Below are 13210 nucleotides of genomic sequence, written 5' to 3' on the forward strand. Positions count from 1 at the left end.
TAGTAAGGCATCGGGGGTTTTTATGTGGTCAAGATAAGTAAATTATTCTTTTTGTATGTGATACTTTTAATTCTAATTGGGTTAAAGGGAAATATACTAATATCTCTTATATTTGTATTTTTGCATGAACTAGTACATAATGTTATTGCTAAAAAATTTCATTTTAAGGGATATTACATTGAAATTATGCCAATAGGGACTGTACTAAATTTAAAAGATTTAAATGATGCGGAGCCGTTTGAAGATTTTGTTATTTCTATTGCAGGACCAATTTTTAATGTTTTATGTGGAGTGTTTTTTTGGGGGGTATCAAAATTTTTTTTAGTAGATTGGCAAATTATTAAAGATATATATTTATCAAATTTTGCTTTGGGTATTTTTAATCTAATACCAGCCTTTCCTTTAGATGGAGGGAGAATAGCTCGGGATATTTTGCAGACAAGAACAATATACAAAAGAGCAAATAAGATTGCTGTAAAAATAAGTGTTGTTTCTGGAATATGTGTATTTATTATATTTATTTTGACTGCTGTTTTCAATAAAATAAATATTAGCATATTAATTATGTCGATTTTTATTTTGTTTTCAACGTATAAAGAAAGGGAGAGGATTGTATACGTAATCATGAGTGATATAGTAAAAAAAAGATTGAAATTTTTGGATAGAGGATATATGGAAAATAGACAATTATCAGTAAGCTATAGTTGGGATTTATTAAAATTATTAAGTATTGTTGATAAAAATAAATATAATATTTTTTCAGTTCTTAATAGTGATATGGAATATGTAGGTACAATATACGAGGCAGAAGTAATTCAAGCTTTAAAATTATATGGTAATATTTCTATTGAAGAATATATTGGTATTAAAAAATATAACGATGAAGAAAGAGCAATTAACAAACTTACAGAAAAATCAATTGAAGAGTGGGAAGATTGGGCAGATAATTAGTTAAACTATTTACTTTTATGTTTGTTGTGATAAAATAGATTTTGTTAGAACACATAGGAGGAAAGAAATGATTAAATTATCAGATGATATTCTATATAAAGTTGAAAAACCCGTTAGATATATAGGTAGAGAGTTAAACGTAGTATTAAAAGATAAAGAAAAGGTTGATATTAGATTTGCTTTTTGTTTTCCAGATGTATATGAGGTTGGGATGTCCCACCTAGGTACAAAAATACTGTATCATATATTGAATAAAAGAGAAGACACTTATTGTGAAAGGGCTTTTGCTCCGTGGCCAGATATGGAAAAACTAATGAGGGAAAATAGTATACCCCTATTCACTCTTGAAACGAAAGATCCAATTGATGAGTTTGACTTTCTAGGCTTTACCCTTCAATATGAGATGAGTTATACAAATATACTTAACATGCTACAGATGGGTAATATAGCTTTAAGAGCAAGCGAAAGAGAAGAAGAAGATCCAATAGTTATTTGTGGAGGCCCTTGTGCTTATAATCCTGAACCTATTTATGATATTGCTGATATATTTGCATTAGGGGAAAGTGAAGAACAATTAGGAGAATTACTAGATTTATACAAGAAATGCAAAGAAGAAGGAATTATAAAAAAAGAGTTTTTGAGAAAAGCTACTAAGATACGTGGGATTTACGTGCCTTCACTTTATGAAATTGAATATAACGAAGACAATACAATAAAAGAATTCAAAGGTATATATGAAGATGTTCCAAATAAGATAACTAAAGCAATTGTATATAATTTAGACGAAACAGATTATCCTGAGACGTTAATTGTGCCTTACAACGAAGTTGTGCATGATAGAGTCACATTAGAGACCTTTAGAGGATGCACTAGGGGATGTAGATTTTGTCAAGCAGGAATGATTTATAGGCCTGTAAGAGAGAAGAAAAAAGAGACATTAATTAAACAAGCAGAAGCATTGCTTAAAAAAACTGGGCATGAAGAAATTTCTTTAATATCGCTTAGTATTTGCGATTACTCTGAGATTGATAAATTGGTTATGCGTCTTATAGAAAAGTATCAAGACCAAAAAGTGGGAGTTTCTCTACCGTCTATAAGGATAGATTCTTTTTCAGTTGAACTTATTAATGAAATTCAAAAGGTAAGAAAATCCGGATTAACTTTTGCGCCTGAAGCAGGATCTCAAAGAATGAGAGATATAATCAACAAAGGTGTAACAGAAGAAGATTTGATGAGATCAGTTACCAGTGCTTTTGAATTAGGCTGGTCTACTATTAAACTTTATTTTATGATAGGGCTTCCTTATGAAAAAGTAGAGGATATTGAAGGTATTGCTGAACTTGGGGAAAAAGTTATAAATGAATATTACAAGATGCCTAGAGAAAAGAGAAAGAAGAGTCCAAAAGTAAATCTTAGTACTGCTATTTTTGTACCAAAACCTTTCACACCTTTTCAGTGGGTAGGTCAGGAAGATATGAAAACTGTTAAAGAAAAAATAAATATAATCAGAAAGAAAATAAAAAGCAAAACTATATCATATAAATGGCATGAATCACCTGTAAGCTATCTTGAAGCTGTTTTTGCAAGAGGAGATAGAAGACTTTGTGATGTTATCATTAAAGCTTTTGAGAATGGAGCTAAATTTGATGGTTGGGGAGAACATTTTAAGTTAGAGTATTGGATGGATGCTTTTAAAGAGTTGGATGTTGATCCCGATTTTTATGCAACTAGAAACAGAGAGTATAGTGAAATTTTACCATGGGATTTCATTGATATAGGTGTAACTAAAGAATTTTTAATTGACGAAAATGAAAGAGCGAAGAAAGTTGAGTTAACTCCTGATTGTAGAAGAAATTGTAATAACTGTGGTATAAATAATAACGAAAAATTTAATAATGGGGAGTGCTTTGAAAATGCGTTATTTGATTAAATTTACAAAAGAGAAGGATATAAAGTTTGTTTCCCATTTAGAATTAATGAGAGCTATACATAGAATAATAAGAAGGTCCGGTATTCCGGTAGAGTATTCTCATGGTTTTAATCCTCATATTCAAATGTCAATTGCACAACCACTTTCAGTAGGAATGCATTCTGTTGGTGATTATTTAGATTTAAATTTGACGGAAGAGGTCAATGAAGAAGAATTAATAAATAAATTAAATTGTTCTTCAACTAAGGATATAAAATTTTTAGGAGCAGTTTTAATAAAGAATAAAGAAAATAGTAAAAAAGCTCCACAGGCTATGGCGGCTATAGATGCAGCTAATTATAGAATAAGAATAAAATATGAAAATACTGATGGATTAGAGTCAGAATTAAAAGAACTATTAGATAGAAAAGAATGGATTATGGAAAAAAAGAGTAAAAAGGGAATTAAAGAGGTTGATATAAAAAAACTCGTAAAAGATTTCAACTACAAGATGGGGAAAAGTATGATTACTATTGACGCTTTGATTTCCTGTGGTAGCAGAGAAAATTTATCTCCTAAATTACTGAGTGAATTTATTCAGGAAAATACATCTAGTGTAATTGAAGACAGTTTTGTAGATATATATAGAAAAGAAATATATGCTTTTAATAATAGGGGGAAACTACTGCCGTTAGATAGTTTCTTTAAAGGATTGTAAAGAAGGTATTTTATAAAGAACCGTATAGAGGGGATTTTTTAGCTATGCTAAAGAATCTCCTTATTTAATAATATTTCTTTTTAATGTATAATGAAATTATGTAGTTTCCAAGGGAAGAACTAATGTATACATATTTTATAGCTTCATTACTTAAGGAGTTTATTTTTTGTATAAATTAATAGATGAATTGGAAGCTTTATATTTATAAAAAATCATAACGCATACTTATATGAGGGAATGGGGCAAAATTATGGGCTTTTACTTTAGAAAGGCTGAAGAGTTAATATATGTGCAATATGATATTTTGGGTATTGATTTTGAGTTTGCTTCTACAAAAATTGTAAAAAATAAAGCAAAGCGATATATACAAGAAATAGTGGAAATAGGAGCTATTTATAAATCAGAACATGGAGAATTAGAATATAGTGCTATTATAAAGCCTAAGTATTTTATTAAATATATGGATAATGGCAGTAGAATTATTGCATCAGAAAGATTTACAAAGGATAAAATTTTAAAAGGAATTGAACTTGAGGATGTATTAAAATATCTTACAGACCATTACATACAAACTGAAACAAAGATAATTACTTGGGGTAGAGGTGATTATAATGTTTTGAAAAATATTTGTGAAGAATACGGTTTAAAAATGCCGTTTCTATATGATGATTATATTGATTTATCAGAAAGTTTTATGAGCTTTTATAATCATAAATATACAATATCTTTAGATAAAGCTATGAATACACTAAATATTGAGATAAGAACTAGGCACTACGCCCTTCTAGATTCACGGTCCATGATAGAAATTTTATTTCGTATGCTAGAGGATGGGTTTAAGTTTGATTAACTATAAAAAAATTAAAAGATATTGAAGAAAGAAATGAAGGTGACATTTTGGAAGAGATATATATTGAAAGAGAAAATGAGTTACTCACTATTGCAATAAAGAAAGATAACAAGCTGCAAGAAGTTTTTTTTGAGGAGGATAAAGATGAACCCACCCCTGGAAAGATATACTTAGGGGTTATTAAAGAAATTTTACCCTCAGCTGAATGTATATTCATAGACATTGGTTTTGAAAAAAATGCATATATGAATATTAAGAAAAAAAAGTATGATAATTTAAAAAAAGGAAGCTCTATCTTAGTAGAAGTAATGAAAGAAAAAGATGGCGATAAGGGACCTAAAGTTACAGCAGAAGTTACTATAGCAGGGAGATATGCTGTTTTACTGTGTAATTCAAGAGGTGTTAAATTTTCCAAAAATTTAGGGCATCAAAATATATTTAAAAAATATGTTCAAGATAATATTAACAAATCTGATAATATTGGAGTTATGATAAGAACTAATGCTATAAATGTAGATATTACAGTAATCAATAAAGAGATTAGTAGTTTATATGATAAATATTGTGAGCTTGTTAAAGAAGCAAAGTATAAATTGAAACCTGGAGTTTTGTACGACGGAGGAGGTATAATTGGAAGGATAATAAAAGATATTCTTACAAGTAATACAAATAAACTAGTTACTAATAATAAAGATGATTATAGAATTATTGAAGAATTTTCTTTATTTAAAGGAGATTTGGACTTTGAATTAATAGAATATATAGAACAAGAAGATTTGCTTAGTTATTATAATATTGATAAAGAAATACTTTCGCTTAGACACGAAAGAGTTTTTTTGAAATCTGGAGGGAATATAGTAATACAGAAAACAGAAGCTATGTATGTAATTGATGTAAATACAGCATCAAATATAAGCGGGAAAAATATTGGTGGGGTAGCTATTCAAACTAACATAGAAGCTGCAGAAGAAATCCCTAAACAGATAATGCTTAGAAATTTAGGAGGAATAATAGTAATTGATTTTATAGAAAATCAAAGTAAAGAAGAGTCAAGTAGGATTGTCCAAATTTTGAAAAATGGATTTAAGGATGATAAGAAAAAAACTTTGGTTTATTTTCCAACTAGCTTAAATTTAGTTCAGATAGCTAGAAAAAAAAGAGGAAAAACTATCTATGATTATCTTGAGGATAATTGTATAGCATGTAGAGGTAAGGGTAAAAAATTAAAACTCCAATATATTAAGAGAAGTATTAGCAATCAATTAACTAGGATAAGTTATAAGTTTGATGTAGAGAATATATATGTGGAATTAAATGAAATTTATAAAGAAGAAATCCAAGGAGATATACTTAGCTTTATTATTAGTATTGGAGCTATTGATAAACAGGTTTATATAAATTATCTTCAAAATTATGAAAGTATAAAAGTTGAAGCACTTATATTTGCTAGTCAAATAAAAAAAATAGAGCATCTTAAAGTTTATGGAGACCAGATAGAATAGGAATGCACAATGCACAATGCACAATGCACAATGCACAATGCACAATGCACAATTAAGGAAGATTCTCGTCTGCGCCGAGAATCTTTATTTGAATTAATAGCTCTGTTTTAAAATATGGTTGATATTGATATTGATATTGATATTGATATTGATATTGATATTGATATTGATATTGATATTGTTATCTTTGAGATAAAGTTTTCTTTATGATAGTGTGAAGAGTGAAATGTGCAGTGATAAGTTTAGGATTTATCAATAAAAAACGCTTTACACCATATAAATATTATGATATAATGGCGTTTGTAGACCGCTCACTTTGGGTATTAAACACAATGTATTGTGTACCTTATTGTGGCGAGACTGGATAGGGAGGTGTTTTTATGTACGCTGTAGTTAAGACTGGAGGAAAGCAGTATAGAGTTCAAGAAGGAGACGTTTTATTTGTAGAAAAATTAGACGTTGAAGTTGACTCTACTGTAGAATTAAACGAAGTTCTTGCTGTAAGTAAAGAAGGAAATTTCGTAGTAGGAAATCCTGTAGTTGAAGGAGCTAAGGTTGTAGCCAAAGTTTTAAAGCAAGGTAAAGAAAAAAAAGTTGTTGTATTCAAATACAGAGCTAAACTTGACTTTAGAAAGAAAAATGGTCACAGACAACCTTATACAAAACTTCAAATAGAAAAAATTGAGGCATAAGAATGATTAATGCTTTAATAAAAAAGAAAAATGATAATATTATATCTTTTGATATTGATGGTCATGCTGGATATGCTGAATATGGTAGTGATATTGTTTGTAGTGCTGTTTCAGCTCTTACATATGCAACTATTAATGGTATACTAGAAGTTTTGAAAATAAATCTTTTAGCTGGCATAGATTTTAAGATAAATGAAGAAACTGGTTTTGCTAGTTTAAACATTACAAATCGTGATATTGATGATATAGAGAATTGTCAAGTGTTGTTAAAGACACTTCTAATTGGTTTAGAAAGCATGGAAGAGTACAAGGATTATATAAAAGTAAGAGTCGAGGAGGTGTAACCTATGTTATTAATGAACCTTCAGTTATTTGCACACAAAAAAGGTGTAGGTAGCTCTAAAAACGGTAGAGATAGTGAATCAAAAAGACTTGGGACTAAATGTGGTGACGGTCAATTTGTTTTAGCTGGAAACATTCTAGTTAGACAAAGAGGAACTAAAATTCACCCAGGTAATAATGTTGGCAGAGGTGGAGATGACACTCTTTTTGCAAAGGTTGACGGAATCGTTAAATACGAGAGAGTTGGCAGAAGCAAGAAACAAGCAAGTGTTTACCCAGTAGATTTTGAAGAAGCAATAGCAGAATAATACAGGCACCCGTAGGGGTGCTTTTATTTTTAGCACACTATGTAGTAATAAAGAAAGAAGAGTGTAGTTTTCAGAAGGGAGTTAGGGGTTTAATTTTCTAACTGCACTCTGCACTCTTCACTCTGCAAATTGCAACTTTATTTTATAAGAAAAGGTAGGTGAAGTATATGTTTATAGATAAAGCCAAGATTTTTATTAAATCTGGTAATGGAGGAGACGGTTTTATTTTCTTCAGAAGAGAGAAATTTGTAGCTGCTGGTGGACCAGAAGGTGGAGATGGTGGTAGAGGTGGAAGTATTATACTTGTTGGAGATAGAAACCTAACTACTTTACTCGATTTCAGGTATAAAAGAAAGTATGAAGCTCAAAGTGGCCAAAATGGGGGCAGAAGCAACTGTTTTGGTAAAAGTGCTGATAACTTAATTATAAGAGTACCAGTAGGCACTGTTGTTAGAGATACAGAATCAAACAAAATAATGGTAGATATAAATAAAGATGGTGAGCAATTTATTATTGCTAAAGGTGGAAGAGGTGGTAGAGGAAACCAACACTTTGCAACTCCTACTAGGCAAGCACCACACTTTGCAGAACCTGGAATGCCAGGGGAAGAAAGATTAATAACTTTAGAATTAAAACTTCTTGCAGACGTAGGATTACTAGGATTCCCTAATGTAGGTAAATCTACATTGCTATCAATAGTTTCAAAAGCTAGGCCAAAGATAGCAAATTATCATTTTACAACTTTAAAACCTAATTTAGGAGTTGTAAAAGTAGAAGGGGCACAATCATTTGTAATTGCTGATATTCCAGGACTTATAGAAGGTGCATCTGAGGGAGTTGGATTAGGCCATGAATTCTTAAGACATATTGAAAGAACTAGATTATTGGTTCATATAGTTGATATATCAGGTATTGAAGGCAGAGATGCACTAGAAGATTTTAAAAAGATTAATGATGAACTTAAAAACTATAGTGTTAAGCTTACTGATAGACCACAGATAGTTGTTGCTAATAAAGCAGATATGCTTTATGATGATGAGGTTTATAATAACTTTAAAGAAGAAGTTGAAAAAATGGGTTATAATAAGGTCTTTAAGATGTCAGCAGCAACGAAGCAAGGTGTTGATGAAGTAATGAAAGAAGTAGCATATACATTGAGTACTATACCTGTAAAGGACTTAGAATTTGATGCATCCGAGTTATTTATAGAAGAAGAAAAGCGATTTACTTATGAAATAAATATTGAAAATGGAGTATATATTGTATCGGGAAGCTTTGTAGATAGATTATTACAGAGTGTTAATATTCATGACCCAGATTCATTAAGATACTTCCAAAAAGTATTAAAAAACAAAGGTATTATGGATGAATTAAAGAGTATGGGTATTGAAGATGGAGATTTAGTTAGTCTTAATGATTTTGAGTTTGAATTTATGTAAGGAGGAAATTAATGATAACGAACAAGCAAAGAGCTTATTTGAGATCACTTGGTAATACTATGGATCCAATTTTCCAAGTTGGGAAAAATGGTATTGATGAAAACTTTGTAATACAAGTAGACCAGGCTTTGAAAGTGAGAGAATTAATTAAAATAAAGGTATTAAATAACAATGAAATTACTGCAAGAGAAGCATCAGACATTATTTGTAGTAAAGTAAATTGCGAGGGAGTTCAAGCAATTGGTAGCAAGTTTTTAATATATAGAAAAGCAAAAGAACCAAAAATACAATTGCCTTAATTAAAAATTAGAAATTGTTTAAGTTAAACAATATACATTTAGAATACTCATTGTTATATGGTTTCCTACAAGAAACTTTTATAGTGGGTATTTTTTTGTGTAATTTATTTATCAATGTTTAATTATATGGTATACTCATTTTAACTAAAAGATAAAAAGGACTGGTTTAATTGAAAAGAAAAGGAATATTAGGTGGAACTTTTGATCCTATACATAATGGACATCTTCACATAGCCTATGAAGCAATGTATACTTTGGATTTAGATAAAATAGTATTTATCCCAACTGGAAATCCTCCGCATAAAGATAGTAAAGATATTTCAGAAGCAAAAATTAGATATAATATGGTAAAAGAAGTTATTGATGAAGAAAATAAATTTGAAATTTCTGACTATGAAATTAAAAAAAAGAATCGTAGTTATACTTATGAAACAATTGAGTATTTAAAAGAAAAAGAAAAGGAAACTGAATGGTTTTTTATTTCTGGTGCTGATTGTTTAATGGAAATTGAGACTTGGGTTAATGTAGAATATATTTTAAAAAACTGTAGTTTTGTGGTATTTAATAGGGCAGGATATGAAAAAGAGCAACTATTAAGTCAAAGGAGTAAAATAGCTAACAAGTATGATTGTGAAATTAAATTTTTAGATTTACCATTAATTGAGGTATCTTCAACTTTTGTAAGAAATAAAATAAAACATAGGGAGAATGTAAGTTATCTAATACCTAATAAACTAGAAAATAGTATAAAAGAATTGAGACTTTATTATTAAGAGGTGAATTTATGTGGGAAGAATCAAAAATCATTGAATATCTGAATAGAGAACTTAAAGAAAAAAGATATGAACACAGTTTAAATGTGAGAGATACAGCAAAGTTACTTGCAGAGATATACGATGCAGATAAAGAAAAAGCTGTATTAGCAGGTCTTGTACATGATGCCGCTAAATATTTGAATAATGATACTATGATAGAGTATGCTACTAAATATGGATACAACGTGGATGAAATAGCACATGATAACCCTTCTTTATTACACGGTGCTGCAGGTGCATATATCGCTAAAAATGTTTTCAAAATAGAAGATAAAGAAATATTAGAAGCTGTGGTTTATCATACTACAGGTAAAAGAAATATGAGCAAATTAGAGAAAATAATATATATTGCTGACTATATTGAACCTTCAAGAGATTTTCCTGGTGTTGAGGCCCTTAGAAAAATAACTTTTGAAAATCTTGATAAGGGAGTTTTATTAGGTTTTGATATTACAATAAAACACATAATAGATAAAGGTGGATGTCTACATCACGATACTATTGACGGCAGAAATTATTTGCTTAAAAATAAATAAAAAAACATGAGGAGGATTATTATGAAGAAAAAAATTATAAGTACAGATAAGGCACCAGGAGCATTAGGAGCTTATTCACAAGCAGTGAAGGTTGACAATATGATTATTACATCAGGACAGATTCCCATTGACCCGGCTACAGGTGACCTAATTAAGGATGATGTTCAAAAGGCTACAGAGCAAGTAATGGTGAATCTTATAGCAGTTTTAGAAGAAGCAGGGGCTAAGCTCAGTGATGTTGTAAAGACAACTATTTTTCTACAAGATATTGATGATTTTTCCAAAGTGAATGAAGTATATGCAAGATTTTTTACAGAAAATGAACCAGCTAGGTCTTGTGTTCAAGCAGGAGCATTACCTAAAGATGCCCTTTTAGAAATAGAAGTGATGGCAATAATTGAATAAAGATTATTTAGAGTATACTATAGATAATGATTTTAATGGTAAAAAGTTAATTTTTTATTTAAGAGAAAAACTGCAAATTTCTAGTAGGTTCTCAAGAAAAGCTGCTAAAGAAGGTAGGCTCTGGATAAATGATAATGCAGTAACTTTATATTCTAAAATAAATAAAGGTGATTTGCTAAGAATATTTCTAGAAAAAGAGAAGGGTATAAATTTTACGCCTAAGAAATTTGAAATTGATGTGTTGTTTGAAGATGAAGATGTATTGGTAGTAAATAAACCTTGGGGGATCGTTGTTTATAAATCCAATGATGAAAATGAAATAACTGTGGGTAATGCTATAGCATATTATTTTCTTGAAAATAGTATTGATGCTCCAGTTAGATTTGTTAGTAGACTAGATAAAGATACTTCTGGAGTGCTACTAATCGCAAAAAATTCTTTTAGTCATATGAATTTATCAAGATTAATGCAAGAAAATAAATTTGAAAAAGAATACTTTGCAATTGTAAAAGGTAACCTTGTAGAGAAAAACGGTTTAATAGATCGACCAATTATGAAAGCCGAAGATGGTATACATAGAATTGTAGGCGAAGATGGTAAACGAGCTTTGACTGAATATACAGTGATAGACTCTTATGATAAGGGAGACCTTGTTAGACTAAAACTTTTAACGGGAAGAACCCATCAAATAAGAGTCCATATGAAAAGCTTAGGACATGAGCTTTTTGGAGATATGCTGTACGGTGATGGTGAAAAAGACACGGAATATATAAAGAGGCAGGCTCTTCATGCTTATAAATTATCTTTTCCACACCCTAGAACCCTGGAAATAGTGGAAATAAAAGCAGACTTTCCATCAGATTTGTTGCATCTTATTGAAAAAATAAAATGACCATATAAAAAAAGAACAATTGCTTTGCATTAGTTCTTTTTTTATATGGTATATTTAGAATTTTACATTTGTATAATATTTTGTTATTCTAAAATCTATTTTTATATTTTGATAAGTATATATTTTTCTTTTTTAAGGCTTCTAATTTTTTCTTTCTGTTTTTATCTCTAATTCTTTTTCGTATTCTTAAAAGTACTATTGCAAGTACTAAAGCTAGTCCAACATATTTTAAAATAGTAGCTACTGAAATACTATTATTAGTATTGTCAGTTTCTTCTGATTTAGGAATGACTGACTTTTCATAAGAATAATCTTCATTAGAACCTAGTTTAAGTTCTCCAACTATTTCATCATCTATTGTAACATTTGCGGTTAAAATCTCTTCGTTAGCTGCAAATGAAGATTGACTGAGATCTTTATTGGTTATACTTATCTGTGGTTCAGAGGTTGAACCTATTTTTGATAGATAAGTAAAATCATTTAGCGCTACAAGATCTATTGTTTTTTCATCTGAAATTTTATAAGTTGATATAATATCGCCACTTTTTTTATAATTAATTGCTTCAAAAGTATCAAATCCGTAGTTAAATAGATTTTTACTATCAGTCCAAAATGTTTTTTGTTCGTCATGAAGCAATACAGCAACTAAGGAAACACTATCTTTTTTAGCTGTAGCAACATAGGAGTGCTTAGATTGAACTGTATAACCAGTTTTCCCACCCTGACACCATTCATAGTAATATGGACTACTCTGCTGTATTAAGCGATTTCCATTCCAAAGAGGTCTTTGTTCTTCTTGTTTATTAGTAGGTTCGATGTAATACATGCTAGTAGTGGCTATTTCGCTGAATTCAGGATGTGAATATAGTTCTCTAAGTATTAAAGCTAAATCATGTGCAGTGGTTCTATGATTATCATCATATAGACCATGAGGGTTTACAAAATTGGTGTTAGTGCACCCTAATTCTTTGGCTCTTTTATTCATTAAAATTGCAAAATCTTCAACAGAACCAGAAATATGTTCAGCAATGGCTTCTGCAGAATCGTTAGCAGACACTAATAAAAGAGAATACAATAAATCTTTTAAAGGTATTTTTTCACCCTCATTGATATATATTTTACTTCCATCGGCATAAGGAGGTTCATCACCAACTTTTACGATTTCATCTAAATCACAGTTTTCTAAAGCTAATAATGCTGTCATTATTTTAGTAGTTGAAGCGGGTGGATATTGTGCATCTGGATTCTTTGAATAAAGTATTTGACCTGTGTTAGCATCCATTAAAACTATACCATCAGCGGATATTTCTGATAGTTTATAATCATTTTCTGCATAAGCAGGAAGTACAGAAGTTGTCAGAACTAATAAAATAGTCATAAAAAATGTAAGTGATTTTCGCATATGATACCTCCAAGCAATTTATAGTTTTAGTATAACAAAAAAACTGATTATTATCAAAAGACTTTATTGATATTCAGCTCTAACGAGCAAATTTATTTTATAGCTGTAGTAAGCTTAAATTTATCGTTTTAAATTTCAGAAAATTCTAAC

At 29.8% G+C, this 13210-nt stretch carries 15 protein-coding genes; 14 read left to right on the forward strand and 1 reads right to left on the reverse strand.

Features of this window, described 5'->3' with window-relative positions; genetic code table 11:
- Positions 1–24 precede the first annotated feature (24 nt).
- From ACVHXK_RS15105 to ACVHXK_RS15170, 14 genes are all read left to right on the forward strand, one after another.
- Positions 25–951 (forward strand): M50 family metallopeptidase, encoded by a 927-nt coding sequence (locus ACVHXK_RS15105; protein WP_461207244.1) that lies wholly within the window; start codon positions 25–27, stop codon positions 949–951.
- Between the two features lie 67 nt (positions 952–1018).
- The gene (locus ACVHXK_RS15110; RefSeq protein ID WP_461207245.1) at positions 1019–2881 is read left to right on the forward strand and encodes a TIGR03960 family B12-binding radical SAM protein; all 1863 of its coding nucleotides are present in this window, start codon (positions 1019–1021) and stop codon (positions 2879–2881) included.
- Positions 2859–3578 (forward strand): TIGR03936 family radical SAM-associated protein, encoded by a 720-nt coding sequence (locus ACVHXK_RS15115; RefSeq protein ID WP_461207246.1) that lies wholly within the window; start codon positions 2859–2861, stop codon positions 3576–3578. The genes ACVHXK_RS15110 and ACVHXK_RS15115 overlap by 23 nt, the downstream gene beginning before the upstream one ends.
- 250 nt (positions 3579–3828) lie before the next feature.
- Positions 3829–4428 (forward strand): exonuclease domain-containing protein, encoded by a 600-nt coding sequence (locus tag ACVHXK_RS15120; protein WP_461207247.1) that lies wholly within the window; start codon positions 3829–3831, stop codon positions 4426–4428.
- 47 nt (positions 4429–4475) lie between these two features.
- A complete protein-coding gene (locus ACVHXK_RS15125) occupies positions 4476–5930 on the forward strand; it encodes a ribonuclease E/G (protein WP_461207248.1) in 1455 nt (484 codons plus the stop codon).
- A 380-nt stretch (positions 5931–6310) separates the two neighbouring features.
- A complete protein-coding gene (rplU, locus tag ACVHXK_RS15130; RefSeq protein ID WP_461207249.1) occupies positions 6311–6622 on the forward strand; it encodes a 50S ribosomal protein L21 in 312 nt (103 codons plus the stop codon).
- Between the two features lie 2 nt (positions 6623–6624).
- Positions 6625–6966, forward strand: a complete 342-nt coding sequence (locus tag ACVHXK_RS15135; RefSeq protein WP_461207250.1) for a ribosomal-processing cysteine protease Prp — start codon at positions 6625–6627, stop codon at positions 6964–6966.
- 3 nt (positions 6967–6969) lie between these two features.
- Positions 6970–7272 carry a 50S ribosomal protein L27 gene (gene rpmA / locus ACVHXK_RS15140; RefSeq protein WP_461207251.1) on the forward strand — a complete coding sequence of 101 codons (303 nt, stop codon included), beginning with the start codon at positions 6970–6972 and terminating at the stop codon, positions 7270–7272.
- A 167-nt stretch (positions 7273–7439) separates the two neighbouring features.
- Positions 7440–8711, forward strand: coding sequence for a GTPase ObgE (gene obgE, locus ACVHXK_RS15145; RefSeq protein ID WP_461207252.1), 1272 nt, complete (start codon positions 7440–7442; stop codon positions 8709–8711).
- 11 nt (positions 8712–8722) lie between these two features.
- Positions 8723–9010 (forward strand): YhbY family RNA-binding protein, encoded by a 288-nt coding sequence (locus ACVHXK_RS15150; protein WP_461207253.1) that lies wholly within the window; start codon positions 8723–8725, stop codon positions 9008–9010.
- A gap of 170 nt (positions 9011–9180) precedes the next feature.
- Positions 9181–9783 carry a nicotinate-nucleotide adenylyltransferase gene (gene nadD / locus ACVHXK_RS15155; protein WP_461207254.1) on the forward strand — a complete coding sequence of 201 codons (603 nt, stop codon included), beginning with the start codon at positions 9181–9183 and terminating at the stop codon, positions 9781–9783.
- Between the two features lie 11 nt (positions 9784–9794).
- The gene (yqeK, locus tag ACVHXK_RS15160; protein WP_461207255.1) at positions 9795–10361 is read left to right on the forward strand and encodes a bis(5'-nucleosyl)-tetraphosphatase (symmetrical) YqeK; all 567 of its coding nucleotides are present in this window, start codon (positions 9795–9797) and stop codon (positions 10359–10361) included.
- Positions 10362–10382: 21 nt separating this feature from the next.
- Positions 10383–10766 carry a RidA family protein gene (locus ACVHXK_RS15165; RefSeq protein ID WP_461207256.1) on the forward strand — a complete coding sequence of 128 codons (384 nt, stop codon included), beginning with the start codon at positions 10383–10385 and terminating at the stop codon, positions 10764–10766.
- Positions 10759–11658, forward strand: a complete 900-nt coding sequence (locus ACVHXK_RS15170; RefSeq protein WP_461207257.1) for an RluA family pseudouridine synthase — start codon at positions 10759–10761, stop codon at positions 11656–11658. The genes ACVHXK_RS15165 and ACVHXK_RS15170 overlap by 8 nt, the downstream gene beginning before the upstream one ends.
- A gap of 88 nt (positions 11659–11746) precedes the next feature.
- On the opposite strand, the gene ACVHXK_RS15175 is transcribed toward ACVHXK_RS15170, so the two are convergent.
- Positions 11747–13060: a serine hydrolase gene (locus ACVHXK_RS15175; protein WP_461207258.1), complete on the reverse strand. Its 1314-nt coding sequence runs from the start codon at positions 13058–13060 to the stop codon at positions 11747–11749.
- Positions 13061–13210: the final 150 nt, after the last annotated feature.

The organism is Clostridium sp. DL1XJH146, assembly GCF_054819755.1.

Excerpts from the sequence above, each read along its gene's own strand:
- ACVHXK_RS15110 (WP_461207245.1), top strand. The coding sequence starts at position 1,019 with ATGATTAAATTATCAGATGATATTCTATATAAAGTTGAAAAACCCGTT.
- ACVHXK_RS15120 (WP_461207247.1), top strand. The coding sequence starts at position 3,829 with ATGGGCTTTTACTTTAGAAAGGCTGAAGAGTTAATATATGTGCAATAT.
- rplU (WP_461207249.1), top strand. The coding sequence starts at position 6,311 with ATGTACGCTGTAGTTAAGACTGGAGGAAAGCAGTATAGAGTTCAAGAA.
- ACVHXK_RS15135 (WP_461207250.1), top strand. The coding sequence starts at position 6,625 with ATGATTAATGCTTTAATAAAAAAGAAAAATGATAATATTATATCTTTT.
- rpmA (WP_461207251.1), top strand. The coding sequence starts at position 6,970 with ATGTTATTAATGAACCTTCAGTTATTTGCACACAAAAAAGGTGTAGGT.
- obgE (WP_461207252.1), top strand. The coding sequence starts at position 7,440 with ATGTTTATAGATAAAGCCAAGATTTTTATTAAATCTGGTAATGGAGGA.
- ACVHXK_RS15150 (WP_461207253.1), top strand. The coding sequence starts at position 8,723 with ATGATAACGAACAAGCAAAGAGCTTATTTGAGATCACTTGGTAATACT.
- yqeK (WP_461207255.1), top strand. The coding sequence starts at position 9,795 with ATGTGGGAAGAATCAAAAATCATTGAATATCTGAATAGAGAACTTAAA.
- ACVHXK_RS15165 (WP_461207256.1), top strand. The coding sequence starts at position 10,383 with ATGAAGAAAAAAATTATAAGTACAGATAAGGCACCAGGAGCATTAGGA.
- ACVHXK_RS15175 (WP_461207258.1), bottom strand. The coding sequence starts at position 13,060 with ATGCGAAAATCACTTACATTTTTTATGACTATTTTATTAGTTCTGACA.